Origin of the sequence: Larkinella soli (genome assembly GCF_003703975.1) — a bacterium.
GTDB classification, from domain to species: Bacteria; Bacteroidota; Bacteroidia; order Cytophagales; family Spirosomataceae; genus Larkinella; species Larkinella soli.
The window spans coordinates 14,689-32,527 of the sequence record NZ_QTJY01000027.1; the positions used below are offsets into that span (position 1 = coordinate 14,689).

Consider the following 17,839-nt stretch of genomic DNA (forward strand, 5'->3'; position numbering starts at 1 on the left):
GTTAGACAAGGGCCATGTCGCCCTTGTACACCGCTCCCGGCCGGGTGGCCTCCTGCGGGTTGGTAATATGCCATTCGAACTCCTCACGGAAGTGCCGAATGGCGCTGGCTACCGGCCAGGCAGCCGCATCGCCCAGCGGGCAGATGGTATTGCCTTCGATCTTCTTCGCCACATCGACCAGCAGATCGATGTCGTGCATGCTGCCGTGACCGTATTCGATCCGGTGCAGGACTTTTTCCATCCAGCCGGTTCCTTCCCGGCACGGGCTGCACTGCCCGCACGACTCGTGGTGGTAGAAGCGCGAGAAATTCCAGGTGTTCCGGACGATGCAGGACGTCTCGTCGAAGACGATGAAACCACCCGATCCGAGCATCGTACCGGTCTGAAAACCGCCGTCCGACAGCGACTCGTAGCTCATCATCCGGGGTTCGCCGTTGGCGAGCTTCAAAATCAGGTTGGCCGGCAGGATCGGTACCGAGGAACCACCCGCGACGACGGCTTTCAGATGGTGGCCGTCGCGGATGCCTCCGCACCACTCGTCGGAATAGAGGAACTCCTCGACCGGCAGGCCCAGTTCGATCTCATACACGCCGGGCTTTTTGATGTGTCCGGACGCCGAAATCAGCTTGGTTCCCGTGCTGCGCCCGACGCCGATGGCGGCATAGGCGTCACCGCCGTTGTTGACGATCCAGGCGGTGGTAGCAATGGACTCGACGTTGTTGACCACCGTCGGAGACTGGTATAACCCCTTGACGGCCGGGAACGGCGGTTTATTGCGCGGGTTGCCCCGTTTGCCTTCCAGCGATTCCAGCAGGGCGGTTTCCTCCCCGCAGATATAGGCACCTCCGCCCGGCTGCACCACCAGTTCGAGGTCGTAGCCGGTGCCGAGAATATTCTTCCCCAGAAAACCGGCGGCCTTTGCTTCGGCAATCGCTTTCTCCAGGATATAAATCACATACATCAGCTCGCCCCGGACGTAGATGAACGATTTGTTCGCGCCCAGTGCAAAGCTGGAAATAATCATCCCCTCGATCAGCAGATGCGGGATGTTCTTCATCAGGTAGTGGTCCTTGAAGGTCCCCGGCTCCGATTCGTCGGCATTACAAACCAGGTAGCGGGGTACGCCCTCAGGTTTGGCCAGGAAGCTCCATTTCATTCCCATCGGGAAGCCGGCTCCCCCACGGCCGCGGACGCCGGATTTCTTCACTTCCTCCACGACCGCTTCGGGCGTCATGGTTTTGAGTGCCTTCTCGACGGCCGTATATCCTCCCTGCTTCCGGTAAACGTCGTAGGTGTCGATCCCCGGGACGTCGATATGTTCGAGCAGAATCTTTTTTGACATAATTCCGTAATCTTACGATACAGTGAGTACTTACCGGCTTAATTCGCCGATGATTTCATCGACCCGCTCCCGGGTCAGGTTCATATGGTACTGCTCCCGGATCTGGAAGACCGGACCCATCCCGCAGGCGGCCAGACATTCCACCTCCTTCAGCGTAAAAAGACCGTCGGCCGTGGTTTCCCCGGCGCCGATGCCCAGTTTCTGCTTCAGATAGTCGTAGACTTCCTCCCCGCCCATCAGGCAGCACGGCCCTGTCCGGCAGTATTCGATCACGTGTTTCCCGACCGGTTCCAGGTGGAACATGGTATAGAACGTAGCCACTTCATAGACCTCGATCGCCTGGATATCCAGCATCCGGGCCACATAGTCCATCACTTCGGGGCTCAGCCATCCCCACTGCGCCTGAGCCAGGTGCAGCAACGGCAGCAGGGCCGACTTCTGCCGGCCTTCCGGGTAACGGGCAATGATTTCCTGTGCTTTGGCGAGCCGCTCGGGGGTAAAGGCTACGGTATTGTGCGTTTCCGTCATATCGGTTTACAGCAGGTATTCTTCAATAGGTGCTCAGGCGTCAAGTTCGCCCGCAATCACGTTCAGGCTACTCATGATCACGATGGCGTCGGAAAGGGTCGTTCCCTTGCACATCTCCGGAAAAGCCTGATAATAGATGAAACACGGACGGCGGAAGTGCAGGCGGTAAGGGGCCCGGCCTCCGTCACTGATCAGGTAGAAACCGAGTTCTCCGTTTCCGCCCTCGACGGCGTGGTACACCTCACCCGCCGGCGCGTCGATCTCACCCATGATGATCTTGAAGTGATAGATCAGCGCTTCCATGTTTTTGTACACCTCCTGTTTGGGAGGCAGGTAATATTCCGGCGCATCGGCGTAATACGAGCCTTCGGGCAGGTTTTCGATGGCCTGCTCGATGATCCGCAGGCTCTGCCAGATTTCCTCGTTCCGGACCATGAAGCGGTCGTAAGTGTCTCCGCTCTTGCCGACCGGAATGTCGAACTCAAAGTCTTCGTAGGACGAGTACGGGTTCATCACCCGAACGTCGTAATCGACGCCTGCGGCCCGCAGGTTGGGTCCGGTAAAACCGTAACTCAGGGCGCGTTCGGCCGAAATCGGACCGACGTCCACCACCCGGTCCATGAAGATCCGGTTGCGGTTGAACATCTTTTCGAACTCCTGCATGACGGCCGGGAACCGCTTGATGAAAGCCCGGATCTTCCGGATGGCTTCCGGTGAGAGGTCGCGCTCCATCCCGCCGATCCGGCCCATGTTGGTCGTCAGACGGGCCCCGCACACCTCTTCGTAGATTTCGTAGATATTCTCACGTTCCTGGAACAGGTACAGGAAGCCGGTGAAGGCGCCCGTGTCCACCCCGAGGATTCCGTTACAGATCAGGTGATCGGCGATGCGGGCCAGTTCCATCATGATGACCCGGATGTACTGCGCCCGTTTCGGCACGGTAATGCCCAGCAGCTTCTCGACCGTCATGAGCCAGCCCATGTTGTTGATGGGCGACGAACAGTAGTTCATCCGGTCGGTGAGGGTCGTGATCTGGTAAAAGGGCCGCCGTTCGGCGATCTTCTCAAAGGCCCGGTGAATATACCCGACGGTCTGCTCTGCGGAAACGATCTTTTCCCCGTCCATCTGGAGGATGTTCTGGAAAATACCGTGGGTCGCCGGGTGCGTCGGACCGAGGTTCAGGGTCGTTAACTCGTTGACGTACTGAATGGGACCTTCCGACTGCGCGGGCACATCGCTGCCCGGTATGTTTTTATTCGATATATCGAGTACGGTATTCATGAGTTGAAGGTTCGGGAGAAGCGATCGGACGCTTATCTTCCAAAAAGAGCATCGATTTTGTCTTCACGCGTCGGGTCTTCGAGCGGGTACTCCTTCCGCATCGGGAAGTAGTCCATGTCCTCCATGTTCAGGATCCGGATCAGGTTGGGATGCCCGTCGAAAATGATACCGAAGAAATCATAGGTTTCCCGCTCCATCCAGTTGGCGCTGGCGTAAAGCGTTATTGCCGTCGGCAGGTGCAGATCGGCTTCGGCCAGAAACACCTTGATCCGAACCCGAAAGTTGTTGACCAGACTGTGAAGGTGGTAAACGACACAGAACTCCCGGGCCGGATTCGGATCGTCCGGATAGTGGACGGCGCAGATGTCGGTCAGAAAGTTAATCTGATAAACCGCGTGGTCTTTCAAATGCTGAAGAATCGGGATCAGCTTCTCCCGGGAGGTCGAGAGAGTCAGCAGGCCGAACGGTTCATCGAAATCATAGACTTCTTCCCCAAACTTACGGATCAGATCTTTGGCAACTTCCTCGTTGGTGAGCATGTTGAACTATTGAATATTGTATGACTCGAGCAGGTGCTGGTACTCGGGCGAGTTCCGACGGCGAAGCGATTCGTTCTTCGCCAGCTCCTGAACCTGCATGAGACCATCCAGAATCTGCTCGGGGCGCGGTGGGCAGCCCGGTACATAAACGTCGACGGGAATGATCCGGTCGATTCCCTGAAGCACACTGTAGGTATCGAAAATACCGCCACTGGAGGCACAGGCACCGATCGCCACGACCCAGCGAGGCTCGGCCATCTGAAGATAAACCTGCTTCACCACCGGCGCCATCTTTTTGGCGATCGTCCCGGCTACCAGCAGGATGTCCGCCTGGCGGGGAGAGAAGCTGGGCCGCTCCGCACCGAAACGGGCAATGTCATAATGGGACCCCATCGTCGCCATGAATTCAATACCGCAGCAGGAGGTCGCAAACGGCAGGGGCCACAGGGAGTTGGCCCGGGCCAGACCGATTACCTTATCGAAGGAAGTGGCGAAAAACCCGGACCCCTCATGGCCCTCCGGTGCTTCGGCCAGCTTGATGTTACTTGCCATAACGTCTTGATCGTTTGTTGATGGAACAACAAATAAACATTTTATACTGCATGAAAGTTTACTCCCACTTCAATACTCCTTTCCGGAGAATGTAGTAAAAACCCGCCAGCAGCAGACCCATGAACAGAATCATTTCAATGAAGCCTTCCATACCCAGCCCCTTGAAATTGACGGCCCAGGGATACAGGAAGATCACTTCGACGTCGAACAGCACGAACAGAATGGCGATCAGGAAGTATTTGATGGAAATCGGCGTCCGGGCATCCCCTTTTACCGGGATTCCGCACTCGAACGGATCGTCTTTCTTCTCGCTATGTCTTTTAGGCCCGATGTTGTGCGAAACGATCATGGACCCTACGATAAATCCTAACGCTAATACCAACTGGATAAAGATTGGCAGATAATCGGAAGGCAGATAGGTTGTGTTCATATTTGGTTACAGAAAGCGCTGCAAGTTAGCTATATTTCCAACACGGCAATCAGCTTTCAAATTTACCACATAAGCACGGATTTATCAACAAAAAAGCGGGTCTCTCCACCTGCTGAGAGACCCGCTTCTTCGTAGTACGGTATTTACTTTATCCAGACTCTGCGGGTTGCCTTGTAGCCGTCGGCCCTGACCTGAACGATGTAGTTGCCCGTCGAGAGCGCGGCAAGATTGAGGGTCAGCGGAAAATTGAAGGTGCCGATTTTGGTCCGGTAGGCCACCTGGCCGGATAAGGTCGTCACGGTCACCTCCGCATTGACGAGGTCCTCCCTGATTTCGATCCGGACCAGCCCGTCGGCCGAGGGGTTCGGATACACGACCAGGCCGTTCTCGGCAGTTTCATTGCTGACGTAAAGAGCCTCCTTCGAATACTCGGAATAACAGGTCAGCGAGTTCGTTCCCAGCGTAAATACGGTTTTGGCCCGGGCGGCATACGAACCGCTCTGCGTCACCTTGACCAGCGATCCGCTGCCCGACAGAAGACGGGTGCCGGATTTCCACTCGAAAGTGGTCTGGCCGGCGGGTGCATTGGCCGGGAGCGTGGCCCGCAGGGAGAACGGCCCCTGGGTTTCCACGGTCGGAGGAAGCACTTTGGGCCGGACGATGAGGCTGACCGACGCCGAAGGCGGGGACGTACAGCCGTAGACGTTCACCGAACGGGCCGTGTAGGTGCCGGCCGTACCGGTCGTCAGCTTCCGGCTGTTGACGTTATTGCTCCAGACCACGCTGTTGACGGCGGGGCTGTCGGTCGAGAAGGTAAACGACGAATCTGCGCAGGCCTGCTGCTGCCCCGAAGGAATGATGTTTGGGGCCGTCGGCAGCAACGGCGCCGTCACGTTGATGGAAGGGGAGATGAAGGTGGTTCCCTCGGGGTCTTTGGCGATGGCGTAATACGTACCGGGCGTCGATACGGTCAGCGTATTGCCTTTCTGGCCGTTGCTCCAGGTGATGTTGGTCAGCGGATAGACGTCGCCCCGGTAGTCGCGGACTTCCGTCGGCAGGCTCAGGTTGACGGCCTGGTTGGTCGTCGCGCAGGAGACCGTCAGCGTGGGTGCCGGCAGGGGCAGCAGCGGGATGGCGCCGGAGAAGAACCGCTCGTTCATGCTGGCGAACCAGGCTTCGGCTACCTGCCGCAGCCCCTCGCCCCCAAAGTGGGTTCCGCCGTCGCCGTTGACGGCATCGTACCGCGGAATCTGAATCTTATCGGTTTCCGGACCGGCCCAGACGTTGTTGTTGAACGTATTGATCACCTGATTCTGGGCGGCAATGATGCCGGGGTCCAGGCGGCCCAGGTTGTAGGACGACCGGGCCAGCATCCAGGCCGTATACCGTTTGGAATCGGCCCGGGTTTTGTTGATCAGGTACTGCATATTGTTGTAGTACTCGGTCTGCCTGGCCCGGATGTGGTTATCGGTTTCGCCCTGCTGCCACAACACGGCCCGGAGGCCCTGGAGTGCGCTGAAATACCGAAGGGCGATCAGGAGGTTGCCGTACGGCATTCCCTGCGGGAAAAACCGGTCGGCGAAGACGTTCTTGGTGATCTGGCCGTTGGCGCTTTCGACCCAGTTGTGGATGGCGGTGCCTTCCCAGGCGGTATTGATAAAGAGGACGGGAACCTGATACCGCTGCACGATCATATCGCCCAGGATTCCCCAGCACCAGGCGCTCTGGCCGCGTGGCCCGACGAGCGCATCGGCTCCCAGCTGCCGAAAGCTGGGAGAGGGCGGGTTTTCAAGGGAATTGGTGACGGAGTTGTCGTAGGTGATGCAGTTGACGCGGTCGTCTGCGGCCCCTTCCGCGCCCTTCTGCTGAAAGCCCTGGGCGTTGGACTGGCCGGTAATAATGAAGACTTCCCCGATGCCGACCCGAAGCACGTTGTCCTGCCCGACCAGCGTACTTCCGTCCCAGCCCCGGACTTCGAGCCGGTACCAGCCGCCGGTGCCCCGGATGACGCCTTGAAAAACGCCCCCTTTCGGCTGATCCTGAACCGTCTGCCAGTCGGTATCGTTGCCCTGTCCTTCGCTCATTTTTACCAGCCGGGCTTCAATTCTGGTTACCGGAACGGCATAGGTCCCGGCGATGTTGATGTTGCTGGAATTGGCCTGATCGCGCTGGAAAATAGCCCGGGTTGCAGGGTAGGTAATTTTAATCTGGGCAAAAGCCGAATAACAGCAAAGCAGCAGAAGTGCCACACTGAGCAGACGGCCGGATACGGTAAATTTCATTGGTCAATCAGTAATCGTTCTCAAATCAGCTTCTTTTGGGTGTTGACTATCTGCTCCGAACGTGTATGAATCGATAAAAGAAAGGAGGCTGGTTCGCTTTTTCCTTCTTCCAAATAACAAAGATTCCGCTTTTTTCCGGGAAAACAAAATGGCCCCGGGAAAGTGATTCCGCGGGGCCATTTTCGGGCTAATCAATCGGTTACAAGCCGATTATCAGACGTTTCGAGACCTTGAAACCGCCGGAGCGAACGGTCAGGACATAATGCCCGGCCGGGACCGTCGACAGGTTCCAGGACTTCCGCTCGTTGAACACTTCGACGGTGGTGGTCCAGATCGCCTGGCCGTTCAGGGTGTATAAAGTGAGCGTGGCGTTGGGAATATCCTCCAGCGTTTCGATGATCAGCTGCTTGTCCGGACTGGGGTTCGGATAGATGCTTAACCCTTCGTTGTCGACGATGAGGGTGAATGCGATCGGGGCGGAATAACCGGACGAACAAACCAGTCCGCCTTCATAGGCCAGGTACGCACGGGCGCGGTAAGTTCCGGTCTGGTTGGCCTTGACGATGGCCGTGCGGGCTTCAACGGCGGCATTGTCCCGCTCCCAGAGATAATAATCTCCCTGACGGGTGCCGGTAGCTTCCAGCGTATAGGTACCGATCTGCTGCACCGTCGGGACACTCGGAACGGCTTTCACGTCGACTTTGATGACTGAGGCAAAGGGCGAATAACAGCCGTTCGCATCCCGAACCCGGGCCGTGTAATTGTTCGACCGGGTGGCGACGATGCTCTGGGTCGAATCTCCGACGTTCCAGAAGGCCTTCAGCGGGCCGCCGGCCGACAGCGTTACCCGGTCGCCGTCACAGAAGGTAGTGGGACCGTTGGCCGACAGCACCGGGGCCGGGGGCAGCGGATTTACTTTCACCAGAACCGCATTCGACGGATCGGAGAGACAGCCGTAGGTGTTCCGGGTCCGGACTACATAGCTGCCGGACTGATTGATGGTGATGCTCCGTGTCGTCTGGCCGCTTGCCCAGACATAAGCTTCTTCGGAAGTGGAAGTCAGGGAAACGTTCTGATCGGCGCAGAAGGTAGTCGGGCCACTGGCGGCAATGGCGGGCCGGTTCGGCAGCGGATCGACGATGACCTCGATCCGATTGGACTCTCTGGACGTACAGCCGTTCTGGTCGGTGACGGTCAGGGAATAATTACCGCCCTTTTTCACCTCGATCTGTTTCGCTTTCTCTCCCGTGCTCCAGTTGTAAACCAGGGCGTCCGTAGACTCCAGAAGGGTGGAAAGGCGGTCGCAGAAACGCGTAGCGCCGAGGGCCTTGACGGTAGGAGGAGCCGGCAGCGGATTGACCCGGACGGCCAGCTCGTCGGAGACGAACTCACAGCCGTTCACGTCCCGATAGCGGGCGCGGTAGGTTCCGGCGGTGGCCACCGTAATGGAACGGCCCGTGGCGTTGTTGCTCCAGGTAATGTTATCGTAGCTGGAACTCAGCGTCAGGTTGCCCCCCTCACAGAAGGTGGTCGGGCCGTTGGCCGAAATACCCGGACGGTCCGGAACCTGGTAAGGTGCCGAGAACAGGGTATTGCCCAGGCCGTCTTTCACAATGGCCATATAACGACCGGGGCCGGTGGTGAGCGTGGGGCCATTCCCGCCCGAATTCCACCGAACGGAGCTGAAGCCGCCTTCCACTTTGAGCGCGAGGGTGTTGGTCCCGGCGCAGGCAACGGAAATGGCCGGATTGCCGCCGGCGGGCGACTGCGGCTGCGAATTCTGGAAAAAATCGTTGTTCAGACTATTGTTCCAGGCATCGCCCAGCTGAACCAGCCCGTTTTCGTAGAAGTGAACGCCGTCGCCGTCGCGCTGATTGCCTCCGCTCCGCGGGATCTGAATGGCATCGGTGTTGGGACCGGCAAAAGCGTTCCCGGCGGTCTGGATGGCCTTGTCCTGCCCGGCAATGATATTCCCGTCGACGCCCTGCGAATCCGAATAAGACGACCGGCCGATCACCCAGGAAATATTTTTCCCGCTGTGTTCGCGGGTACGCTGAATCACCTTGATCAGGTTAGCCGCATAATCGTCGGCCGACCGGTTGAACTGGTTATCGGCCTCGCCCTGCTGCCATAAGATGGCCCGGATTCCCAGGCTGTGAACATAAAAATTGAGCGCCGTCCGAAGGTTTCCGTAAGGCTGGCCGACCGGGTATTTCTCCGTGTTGGTATATTCTTCCGTCGTCTGGATACCGTCGGCGCTTTCCCGCCAGTTTTTGGACGAGGACCCCTGCCAGCCGGCATTGAAGAACAGCACCGGCACGCCCAGCCGCTCGACCAGCCGGTCCCCCAGCCTGCCCCAGCACCAGGCCGAAAAGCCTCTCGGATAAATGCGGTTTCCGGCATCCAGGTGGCTGAATTCCAGATAATCGGGATCAAACGGCGATTGATTGGTTTCCGTTCCGAAGTTGACACAGTTGACGCGGTCGCTGGCGGCTCCGGGAGCGCCGTAGTTGTTGAAACCCTGGGCGTTCGACTGCCCGGCCACGACGAAAACCTCCCCGACTCCTACCCGTTCCACGGACGAAACACCGGTATATTGTTCGCCCTGCAGGCCTCTCACCTCGATCCGATACCATCCGCCTTTCAGGGTCAGGTTCCCCGAAAATGCCCCGCCCTGCGGATTATTCTGGATGATGGTCCAGCCGGTTTCGGTACCCCCCTCCATCGGTATGGCCCTGGCTTCAATCCGGCTAACGGCTGCATTGAAATAGCCGCCGACCCGGACGGGGGCTTCGTTGCCGCCGTTTCGCTGAAAAACCATTCGCGACACGGGGAAAGTAATCTGAACCTGTGCCAGGACAAAAGCAGGAAGGGTGAATAAGAAAGCGATCAGTAACGTTGTTCTCAATATTTCGTTTTTCTTCATGGTGCGCGTCCGATTTGTTCAATCGTAATGGTCGCCGGTGGTTGGTTATTATGGCAAATCAGCAGGTTCAGTCAAAGCTTTCCAGATCAGATCTTTGAGTTCGGCAAGCCCCTGCTGGCGAATGGCTGATATCAATACCGTCGGTATATCAGTCGGTAAACGCTTCCGAAGTGCGTTATAGTCTGTTTCTTCGATCAAATCCATTTTGGAGACGGCCAGAATCCGCTGCTTTCCAAGCAGCTCGGGATTATACTCCCGCAATTCGTGCAGCAGGGTTTCATACTCGCTCCGGATGTCTTCCGTGGTTGCCGGAATCAGAAACAGCAGAATCGAATTTCGTTCGATGTGCCGCAGAAACCGCAGCCCCAGCCCCTTTCCCTGCGAAGCTCCTTCGATAATTCCCGGAATGTCGGCCATCACGAAGGATTTATAATCTCTATAGGCTACGACCCCCAGTTGCGGGACAAGGGTTGTAAAGGGGTAGTCGGCAATTTCGGGTTTGGCCGCCGACAGAACGGACAGCAGCGTGGATTTTCCGGCATTCGGAAAACCGACCAGCCCTACATCCGCCAGCAATTTTAGTTCCAGAATGATCCATTCCTCCAGACCCGGTTCTCCGGGTTGGGCATAATAGGGGGTTTGTTTGGTCGACGTTTTGAAATGGTCGTTCCCCAGGCCGCCCCGTCCCCCGCTCAGCAGAATCACTTCCTGCCCGTCGTCGGTGATTTCCGCCATCCGGTCACCGGTTTCCGGGTGCCTTGCCACCGTCCCCAGCGGCACTTCGATGATCACATCCTTGCCCTGAGCACCGGAGCGCCGGCCGCCTTCTCCCGACTTGCCGGGTTCGGCTTTGATGTGCTTCTGGTATTTAAGGTGCAGCAGCGTCCACAGCTGCGCATTTCCTTTCAGGATAATATGGCCTCCGCGCCCGCCGTCCCCACCATCCGGGCCGCCTTTGTCGACGTATTTTTCACGGCGAAAGTGAACCGACCCGGCTCCCCCCGCCCCGGAGCGGCAGTTGATCTTTACGTAATCTATAAAATTTGATGAAGCCATACTTTCCTCCGACGGCAACCGGCAGTCATTACCGGACGTTTGCAGCCGCCGTTTCTATTTTCTCGCAAATGGTTTGAAAAATCTCTTCGATTTCACCGATGCCTTTGACGGCCTTGTACTTGCCCTGGGACTCGTAGTAATTGGCAACCGGTGTCGTCTTGTCTTTGTACTCCTTGACGCGCCGGCGGATAAGGTCTTCATTCTGATCGTCCGACCGTCCGGAGGTCTGCCCGCGAAGCAGAAGCCGCTTCGTCAGTTCTTCCTCGTCAACCACCAGGGCTACCATGACGGTAATCTGGGTATTATACTGCTGCAACAACTCGTCGAGGGCCTGCGCCTGCGGAACCGTCCTCGGAAAACCGTCGAAAATGAACCCCGCTGCCGACTGGTTTTCCCGTAATTTATTGTCGATCATTCCGATAACCACTTCGTCCGGAACCAGAATACCCTGGTCCATCAGGGTTTTAGCCCGAAGCCCCAGTTCGGTACCGGCCTGAATTTCAGAGCGAAGCAAATCACCGGTCGACAGATGCACCAGCCGATATTTTGCAATCAACTTTTCACTTTGAGTGCCTTTTCCGGCACCCGGAGGACCAAAAAGTACAAGATTTAACATACAGGGTTCTCGAATGTACAAACAGGTTTTGGTGCAAAATTACGATTGTTGGTTAAAAACGGCGATTTCCGCATTAAGTATTTATTAAGGGGAGCCATAAACAAAAAAGGAACCGCCTGAAGCGGTTCCTTTTTTGGATAATTTATTACCAATCAGCTTATTTGGTTGCCTTCCCGGCCGGCTTTTTAGTAGTTGCCGGTTTAGCAGCCGGTTTAGCGGCCGGTTTGGTAGCCTGCGGGTTCAGCGCATTCTGAACATCGGTATCCGTCGGGTCCAGTTCAGCGGCTTTGGTCAGGTATTCCCGTGATTTGGTCGCGTCGTTCTTGCTGGCATAATACGACGACAGGAATTTATAGGCCGTCATCATATTCTTTTTATACGTTTCCTTCTTGGCTGCGTCGGCCGTAATTTCCTTGCCGGCTACATCCAGGAACTGCTCATAGTAAGGCACGGAAGCTCCGTTGGACATCGCTTCTTCACGCGGATACATGAAGTAGTTGGTCTGTGCTCTCCAGTAGTAACCCGGTGCCCAGTCCGGCGTAATCTTCGCTACTTTGGCGAAAGCGGAGTCGGCGGCCGAGAAGTACTGCTGACGGGCCTGCTTCTTGGCGTCTTCGGACAGCGTGCTGTCACGCAGGGCGCGGTTGCCGGACAGGAAGTTAGCGTACCCTAATTGAAAGTAGTCGTTCGACGTAGCTTTAGCCGTATCGTAGGCGACGGCCATTTTATAGGCGTCGGCCATTTTTTCATAGCTTTTCGCCGTCTGATACATCTTACCGATTTCCTTATACAGGTTTTCGGTCGTATCCTGCGGGGCCGCCTTCAACAGGTTCAGAACGGCCAGTGAGTCACCTTCCGGCGTCCCAAGCTGTGCATAGGCGCGGCCGAGGTATTTGTAATCGTCATAGATGACCCGGTCCGGAGCCTTCTGGATAAAGTTATTCAGGCTTTGAATCGCCTGATCGTACTTGCCGGAGTTAGAATAAGCCCAGCCGTAGATCCGCTCGATTACCGGGTTGTCGACCTTGCCTTTCAGGGCATCGAGCTTCTGAATGGCGCGGGCGTTGTCACCGGCCAGAAAGTCGAACTGAGCCGAACGAAGGAGTTTATTGATGTCCGTCGACTGGCTCTTCTGAATATACAGGTCCATGTTCTTGGCTGCGTTCTTATAGCCCCGCGAGCCGAAGAAGGCTTCGGCCAGATCTTCATACGTCGGAGCGTATTCCGGATCGGCTTCAACGGCCTGGTTGTAAAATTTCTGAGCCTCGGCATAGTTTTTACCACGCAGGTAAACGTTACCGATCTTGTATTTGGCTTCAGCGCTGTTCGGCTGAATGGTCAGGGCGTTTTCGTATTTGCTGACGGCATTTCCACCGTCGTTCTTCAGCAGGTAGGCATCCCCGAGAGCCATTTCGATATCAGGATTCTCGTTTTTCTTATCGCGCTGATCGGCGATTTCAAGAATCCGGATCGCTTCGGCCGGATTGTTCATGCCCTGGTCCCTGAACATCGCATAGGCTTCACCCGCACGGAGCAGAACGCCCAGGTCTTTGTTCTTGGTCTCCTTCAGCGCATTGTCGATCAATGTCTTGGCGGTAGCACCATCTTTCTTGGCGAGTGCCACCATTCCTAAACCGACATTGTTCAGCTGGTTTTTCGGGTCGGCCGCAGCACCTTTCGTAAACGCTTCTTTTGCGGCATCGGTATTACCGGCTTTTAACTGGGCGTATCCCAGGTAAAAATAGTTATCGGCCGATGGCGCACTGGATGCCAGACCCTGGAACGTTTGAATAGCCTTGTTGTAACGGCCCGCTTCCAGGTCTTTCACGCCCGACTGCGCATCTTGGGCAACCGCCTGTAACGTCCCAAGCGTCATGGCGGCAACCACTGTCAACAGAGCTTTCTTTCTGAAATTCATGCCAATTCAGGTTGAGAAATGGGTGAAAAAATTGATTACTAGGTTATTAACAAAATACAAATTTAAATAATTGCTCAAAAAGAAGAAAAAATTTCACTTCTTCTCTAAAACAACTTCCCGGTTATACGGGATAGCCGGCCATAGACCGCTTTTCTCGATCAGCAGTCCGCCGACATCCCGGGCAATGTAGGTAATCAGGCCGCTTCCCAGGCCCGAATGCGCTTCGCGGCTGATAATATACACTTTTCGGCGTAAAGGATAGGTCTCCAGACCTAAATTCCTCTGGAACGGCTGATAGTATTCATTGATCGAAACCGGATTCGCCTGGTCGGAAACACCCATCACCCGGAGGTCTTTCGAAAGTTCGGCCGCCAGCGGTGAATCGCCGTCACTGATCCAGTTGACCCCAATGAAACCAAGGGCCGTCGGGTTCTTACGAACATATTCGATTACCTCTTTGTTTGACTTTACCGTAAAAATCTTAATTCGGCTTAAGTCGGTGAGGCTGAACCGTCTCAGCATGAAGTTCAGGTTGCTGGAGTTGTTGTTGTCAAACACCAGCACGATCGGCCCACGCTGATTGCCGCCTTTCAGCTGTTCCCAGCGGGTCAACTGCCCTTTGAAAATGCTATTCAGTTCGGCCATCGTAATCAGGCTGTCCGTATTGGGCCGCCCGATGATCAGAGCGATCCCGTCGGTGGCAATCGGTTCGGTCCGGAATTTGATCCGCTCGCGTTCCAGGGCGGCTTTTTCCTTCTCGTTCAGCTCCCGCGTCGAGAAGACCATCCGGGCGCTGTCGCGGAGCATGGCGCTGATGGCTTCCTGCTCCGGTTTGTAAACTACGTTGAATTTGGCATTCGGATAAACCCCTTCATACGTTCGGCACAGGGACTCGACCATCGGCTCGAGCGATTCGTCGGCCGTCAGGGTAATCTGTCCGCGCGTCGGGTTATCCGGTGGCGTCGAACAGGCCGCCAGACCGGCCAGACCGAGGCCCATCACCGCCTTCCTCAGGTAATTCATAAATCACGAAAATGTTGAATACCCCGATACATCCTGAAAAGGCCATACACGACTAACAGGCCGCCGAGCAGATACCGGAAGGGGCCGGTAGGCAGCATTCCAAAAGACTGAGAGGAGGCTATCAGAAAGATGCCTCCTCCCATGTATGCCAGACCCATCAGCACGTTCAGATACCGGCTGAGCAGGTCCGAAGGTGGTGGTCGTCTCATGCCGATCTTACTCCAGCTGGAAGTTGATGGGCAGGTTGTACTTCACCCGAACCGGACGACCGGACTGTTTACCCGGTTTCCATTTCGGCATCGAACGAACAACGCGAATGGCTTCTTCATCCGTACCGAAGCCCAGTCCTTTCAGCACCTGAACGTCCTGGATACTACCGTCAGTGTTCACGACGAAGCTCACGAACACGCGGCCGGAAACGTTGGCTCTGGAAGCGGCAGCCGGGTAGCGGATGTTCTTACTCAGGTATTGGCCCAGGGCGGACATTCCACCCGGAAACTCGGGGTTCTGCTCTACCACGGTGAAGATCTGCTCTTCTTTCGGAGCGGCTTCCACGGCGGCTTCCACCTTGGTCGGGCCGGCCGTTTCTTCCGGAGCTACGATGACTTCTTCCGCGTTGGGATCTCCTTCCTGCGTTTTTTCAGCGGCCACGGCCTCCTTCAGTTCTTCGACCGTCGGCGGGGGCGTCTCTTCCGGTACATCCTCATCCGGCTTTACTTCCGGCGGAAGGAATTTCACCGTGTTTACTTTCGGAACCTCGATCGGCGGGGGCGGGGGCGGAGGAGGCTCGTTCGGGTCAATAGGCGGGGGCGGTAACTTCATCAGGTCCACTTCCACCATAGCCTGCTCCTGTTCTGCAGGAGCCAGGGCCGTGATGATGGAGGGGGTCGCCATTGCCAGGAGAAATAAGGCGGAGCCGATGATCAGCGCGCGGTAAATCGTCTTGGAATAGTCTTTCCTTAATGAATACGCACCATATGCCTTGTTACGATCCGCAAACACGATATCATCGAGTGTTGCGCTAGTTGTCGTTACTTCTGCCATGGTGATTGAATCATTGAATTCGCCTTTCGGCTGTACGTCACTTGATTTTGTCGGCAATCAGTTTGCTTTCGTCCGGAGTCAACTGGTCAACCAGTGCGTAACGCTTGGTTTTCGTGATGGCCATCTCGTCCAGAATATCCACCATGTTTTTATAGGTGGATTTGGCTGTCGGTTTGATGACCACTACAAAATCAGGTCCGACTTTGGCTTTGCTGGTCTGGATCGCCGTGCGCAGGTCCATCCCGAAACGGGCCGTCTTTAACTCCGGATTTTCGTTGGCAGCCTTACCGAAGATGTAATGCACTTCGTTGTTGTTGCCCAGGAAAATCGTCATAACTTTCGAAGCTTTGATAGGCTCCGTTTCCTCTTGCTTTTCGGTCTTGTCCGGCACGTTCAGTGTCATCGAAGACGGTTTGCTCAGGGTAGTGGCAAGAATGAAGAAGGTGATCAGGAGGAAAGCCAGGTCCACCATCGGAGTCATATCGATCCGGGTAGACGCTTTTTTACTGCGGACTTTACCACCTTTATGCTTACCACCACCTCCACCACCGGTGTCGATTGATGCCATCGTTTTAGAAATTTAAGGCGATTAATCGCTTGTGTTAGTGGTTATTTGGGTTAATCATTGGTCCAGCCGGCCGGCGGAGCTTCCGTACCCGTAATCAGGTTGAACTTGTTGATGTTCTGCGACTGCAGGGAACTCAGCACGTTCTTGAAATTGGGAAACTTCGCCAAGTTATCGCCTTTAACGGCGATCCGCAGCTTGTTGTTCGCCTTACGGGCATTGAAAATCCACTGTGCCAGTTGGTTGGTCTGCGGATTGGCGGTAGAGTCGACCGGAACGCCCGGCTGCTTCACCTGCTTCTGCTGCTCCGGCTTCAGGTTCAGATAAGACTTCAGCTGAGCGAGCGGCAGCCCGAAGTTCGGCAGAATGGCGAAGGCTTTCTTCTCCTTGTCCGAGAACGTCATTCCGTATACTTCCCCCATGCTTTCGAGCATCGAGATCCGGTGCTGCATGTTGTCGATACCGAAATAGACCTGGCCCTGCTTGTCCAGACTGATCGTCATGATGTCGTTATCAGGCACTTTGATCCCGGATATCGACGTCGGCGTTTCGATCGTGGCGGCATCCTGTACTTTGAACTGAGCCGTCAGAATGAAGAAGGTCAGCAGCAGGAAGCCCACGTCGCACATCGCCGTCATATCCATTGCCGGACTTGACCGTTTAGGCTTAACGATAGGCATATGCTAATGTTGTTTTTTCTGTGTATTACTAAACGTTACCGACACGCATTAATTGTGTGCGGCAAAGTTCTGCTGGATGCTCAGACCGATCTCGTCGATGTTGTAGGTCAGTTCATCGATCCGGCTCGTGAAGTAGCTGTACATGATGGTGGCGATGGCTGCCGTACCGATACCCAGTGCCGTGTTTACGAGGGCTTCAGAGATACCCGTTGCCAGAGCGGCCGTGTCCGGCTGACCCGTCGTACCCATGGCGGCAAATGCGCGGATCATACCCAATACCGTCCCGAGCAGGGCAACCAGCGTGGATACGGAAGCCAGCGTAGCGATGATGGTCAGGTTCTTTTCCAGCATCGGAAGTTCCAGGGTCGTGGCTTCTTCAACCTCTTTCTGCAAAGCGACCAGTTTCTGCTCTTTGTTGAGCTCCGTGTCGGTCGTCAGCTGCTGGTACTTCACCAGAGCGGTTTTCACAACGTTTCCAACGGAACCCTTCTGACGATCGCACTCCTTGATGGCGGCTTCGATTTCGTTGCGGTCCAGCATGGATTTTATTTTCCGCACGAATTCGTTGATTGAACCACTGCCGTTGGCGCGACCAATAGTGATAAAACGTTCAATTGAGAACACCAATACGATCAGGAAGCAGGTAAACAGCAACGGTACGATCGGTCCCCCTTTGTAAACGATACCAAAATAGTCACCATCGAGGGGCGAGTTTTCGTTATTTCCTCCCTGGAAGTGGCTGGGATCACCGAATACGAACATGTACGTAAGGAGGGCAATCACAAACAGAATGGGAATAACGAACACCGGATTCAGACCGCCCGATTTCTTGGGTTTGGACGCTGCTGCCTTAGTTGGTGCTGGAGTTGGAGTTTGTGTTTTCATTAGACTGACTGTAGAGTTAAATTGAAACTGGTTTTTTGTGTAAAGAAAACGAAAATTTCAAATTGATACGTTTTGGTAGAATAAAATTTCGGGAGACTTTTCTCGAAGCCTAACACAAAAGTATCAATTTTCTGCCTGAAATTATGCAAGCGGTCGGGTCATTTTTTTGTAA

17 protein-coding genes are annotated in these 17,839 nt (G+C 55.5%); all 17 read right to left on the bottom strand.

All coding sequences use genetic code 11. The features are described from left to right. Position 1 precedes the first annotated feature (1 nt). The 17 genes from nuoF to DX909_RS27455 all read right to left on the bottom strand — a co-directional run bounded on the left by nuoF (position 2) and on the right by DX909_RS27455 (position 17,667). Positions 2 to 1,342, bottom strand: a complete 1,341-nt coding sequence (gene nuoF / locus DX909_RS27375) for an NADH-quinone oxidoreductase subunit NuoF (protein ID WP_128548445.1) — start codon at positions 1,340 to 1,342, stop codon at positions 2 to 4. A 30-nt stretch (positions 1,343 to 1,372) separates the two neighbouring features. Further along, complete coding sequence (locus tag DX909_RS27380) at positions 1,373 to 1,870, bottom strand: NADH-quinone oxidoreductase subunit NuoE family protein (protein WP_128548446.1); 498 nt, start codon at positions 1,868 to 1,870, stop codon at positions 1,373 to 1,375. A 33-nt stretch (positions 1,871 to 1,903) separates the two neighbouring features. After that, complete coding sequence (locus tag DX909_RS27385; protein WP_128548447.1) at positions 1,904 to 3,151, bottom strand: NADH-quinone oxidoreductase subunit D; 1,248 nt, start codon at positions 3,149 to 3,151, stop codon at positions 1,904 to 1,906. 32 nt (positions 3,152 to 3,183) lie between these two features. Continuing rightward, complete coding sequence (locus tag DX909_RS27390) at positions 3,184 to 3,690, bottom strand: NADH-quinone oxidoreductase subunit C (protein ID WP_128548448.1); 507 nt, start codon at positions 3,688 to 3,690, stop codon at positions 3,184 to 3,186. 6 nt (positions 3,691 to 3,696) lie between these two features. After that, a complete protein-coding gene (locus DX909_RS27395) occupies positions 3,697 to 4,242 on the bottom strand; it encodes an NADH-quinone oxidoreductase subunit B (protein ID WP_128548449.1) in 546 nt (181 codons plus the stop codon). A 58-nt stretch (positions 4,243 to 4,300) separates the two neighbouring features. Further along, the gene (locus tag DX909_RS27400; RefSeq protein ID WP_128548450.1) at positions 4,301 to 4,672 is read right to left on the bottom strand and encodes an NADH-quinone oxidoreductase subunit A; all 372 of its coding nucleotides are present in this window, start codon (positions 4,670 to 4,672) and stop codon (positions 4,301 to 4,303) included. Positions 4,673 to 4,815: 143 nt separating this feature from the next. Beyond that, the gene (locus tag DX909_RS27405) at positions 4,816 to 6,954 is read right to left on the bottom strand and encodes a sialate O-acetylesterase (protein WP_128548451.1); all 2,139 of its coding nucleotides are present in this window, start codon (positions 6,952 to 6,954) and stop codon (positions 4,816 to 4,818) included. Between the two features lie 199 nt (positions 6,955 to 7,153). Continuing rightward, positions 7,154 to 9,775, bottom strand: a complete 2,622-nt coding sequence (locus DX909_RS27410) for a T9SS type A sorting domain-containing protein (protein WP_229311224.1) — start codon at positions 9,773 to 9,775, stop codon at positions 7,154 to 7,156. Between the two features lie 153 nt (positions 9,776 to 9,928). After that, positions 9,929 to 10,936 (bottom strand): GTPase ObgE, encoded by a 1,008-nt coding sequence (gene obgE, locus DX909_RS27415; protein WP_128548453.1) that lies wholly within the window; start codon positions 10,934 to 10,936, stop codon positions 9,929 to 9,931. Between the two features lie 28 nt (positions 10,937 to 10,964). After that, positions 10,965 to 11,552 carry an adenylate kinase gene (locus DX909_RS27420; protein ID WP_128548454.1) on the bottom strand — a complete coding sequence of 196 codons (588 nt, stop codon included), beginning with the start codon at positions 11,550 to 11,552 and terminating at the stop codon, positions 10,965 to 10,967. A gap of 157 nt (positions 11,553 to 11,709) precedes the next feature. Then, entirely contained in the window at positions 11,710 to 13,470 is a 1,761-nt protein-coding gene (locus DX909_RS27425; protein ID WP_128548455.1) for a tetratricopeptide repeat protein, read from the bottom strand. Positions 13,471 to 13,563: 93 nt separating this feature from the next. Then, on the bottom strand, positions 13,564 to 14,493 hold the full coding sequence (locus DX909_RS27430; RefSeq protein WP_128548456.1) for a PstS family phosphate ABC transporter substrate-binding protein: 930 nt from the start codon (positions 14,491 to 14,493) through the stop codon (positions 13,564 to 13,566). Then, on the bottom strand, positions 14,490 to 14,702 hold the full coding sequence (locus DX909_RS27435; RefSeq protein ID WP_128548457.1) for a hypothetical protein: 213 nt from the start codon (positions 14,700 to 14,702) through the stop codon (positions 14,490 to 14,492). The genes DX909_RS27430 and DX909_RS27435 overlap by 4 nt, the downstream gene beginning before the upstream one ends. A 7-nt stretch (positions 14,703 to 14,709) precedes the next feature. Next, entirely contained in the window at positions 14,710 to 15,537 is an 828-nt protein-coding gene (locus DX909_RS27440) for an energy transducer TonB (RefSeq protein ID WP_128548458.1), read from the bottom strand. A gap of 37 nt (positions 15,538 to 15,574) precedes the next feature. After that, positions 15,575 to 16,105 carry an ExbD/TolR family protein gene (locus DX909_RS27445; RefSeq protein WP_128548459.1) on the bottom strand — a complete coding sequence of 177 codons (531 nt, stop codon included), beginning with the start codon at positions 16,103 to 16,105 and terminating at the stop codon, positions 15,575 to 15,577. Between the two features lie 50 nt (positions 16,106 to 16,155). Beyond that, positions 16,156 to 16,782 carry an ExbD/TolR family protein gene (locus tag DX909_RS27450; RefSeq protein ID WP_128548460.1) on the bottom strand — a complete coding sequence of 209 codons (627 nt, stop codon included), beginning with the start codon at positions 16,780 to 16,782 and terminating at the stop codon, positions 16,156 to 16,158. 48 nt (positions 16,783 to 16,830) lie between these two features. Then, positions 16,831 to 17,667 carry a MotA/TolQ/ExbB proton channel family protein gene (locus tag DX909_RS27455; protein ID WP_128548461.1) on the bottom strand — a complete coding sequence of 279 codons (837 nt, stop codon included), beginning with the start codon at positions 17,665 to 17,667 and terminating at the stop codon, positions 16,831 to 16,833. Positions 17,668 to 17,839 lie beyond the last annotated feature (172 nt).

What these genes read in the sequence shown, in the direction of transcription:
- nuoF (WP_128548445.1), bottom strand. Translation starts at nt 1,342, where the DNA reads ATGTCAAAAAAGATTCTGCTCGAACATATCGACGTCCCGGGGATCGAC.
- DX909_RS27380 (WP_128548446.1), bottom strand. Translation starts at nt 1,870, where the DNA reads ATGACGGAAACGCACAATACCGTAGCCTTTACCCCCGAGCGGCTCGCC.
- DX909_RS27385 (WP_128548447.1), bottom strand. Translation starts at nt 3,151, where the DNA reads ATGAATACCGTACTCGATATATCGAATAAAAACATACCGGGCAGCGAT.
- DX909_RS27390 (WP_128548448.1), bottom strand. Translation starts at nt 3,690, where the DNA reads ATGCTCACCAACGAGGAAGTTGCCAAAGATCTGATCCGTAAGTTTGGG.
- DX909_RS27395 (WP_128548449.1), bottom strand. Translation starts at nt 4,242, where the DNA reads ATGGCAAGTAACATCAAGCTGGCCGAAGCACCGGAGGGCCATGAGGGG.
- DX909_RS27400 (WP_128548450.1), bottom strand. Translation starts at nt 4,672, where the DNA reads ATGAACACAACCTATCTGCCTTCCGATTATCTGCCAATCTTTATCCAG.
- DX909_RS27405 (WP_128548451.1), bottom strand. Translation starts at nt 6,954, where the DNA reads ATGAAATTTACCGTATCCGGCCGTCTGCTCAGTGTGGCACTTCTGCTG.
- DX909_RS27410 (WP_229311224.1), bottom strand. Translation starts at nt 9,775, where the DNA reads ATGGTTTTTCAGCGAAACGGCGGCAACGAAGCCCCCGTCCGGGTCGGC.
- obgE (WP_128548453.1), bottom strand. Translation starts at nt 10,936, where the DNA reads ATGGCTTCATCAAATTTTATAGATTACGTAAAGATCAACTGCCGCTCC.
- DX909_RS27420 (WP_128548454.1), bottom strand. Translation starts at nt 11,552, where the DNA reads ATGTTAAATCTTGTACTTTTTGGTCCTCCGGGTGCCGGAAAAGGCACT.
- DX909_RS27425 (WP_128548455.1), bottom strand. Translation starts at nt 13,470, where the DNA reads ATGAATTTCAGAAAGAAAGCTCTGTTGACAGTGGTTGCCGCCATGACG.
- DX909_RS27430 (WP_128548456.1), bottom strand. Translation starts at nt 14,493, where the DNA reads ATGAATTACCTGAGGAAGGCGGTGATGGGCCTCGGTCTGGCCGGTCTG.
- DX909_RS27435 (WP_128548457.1), bottom strand. Translation starts at nt 14,702, where the DNA reads ATGAGACGACCACCACCTTCGGACCTGCTCAGCCGGTATCTGAACGTG.
- DX909_RS27440 (WP_128548458.1), bottom strand. Translation starts at nt 15,537, where the DNA reads ATGGCAGAAGTAACGACAACTAGCGCAACACTCGATGATATCGTGTTT.
- DX909_RS27445 (WP_128548459.1), bottom strand. Translation starts at nt 16,105, where the DNA reads ATGGCATCAATCGACACCGGTGGTGGAGGTGGTGGTAAGCATAAAGGT.
- DX909_RS27450 (WP_128548460.1), bottom strand. Translation starts at nt 16,782, where the DNA reads ATGCCTATCGTTAAGCCTAAACGGTCAAGTCCGGCAATGGATATGACG.
- DX909_RS27455 (WP_128548461.1), bottom strand. Translation starts at nt 17,667, where the DNA reads ATGAAAACACAAACTCCAACTCCAGCACCAACTAAGGCAGCAGCGTCC.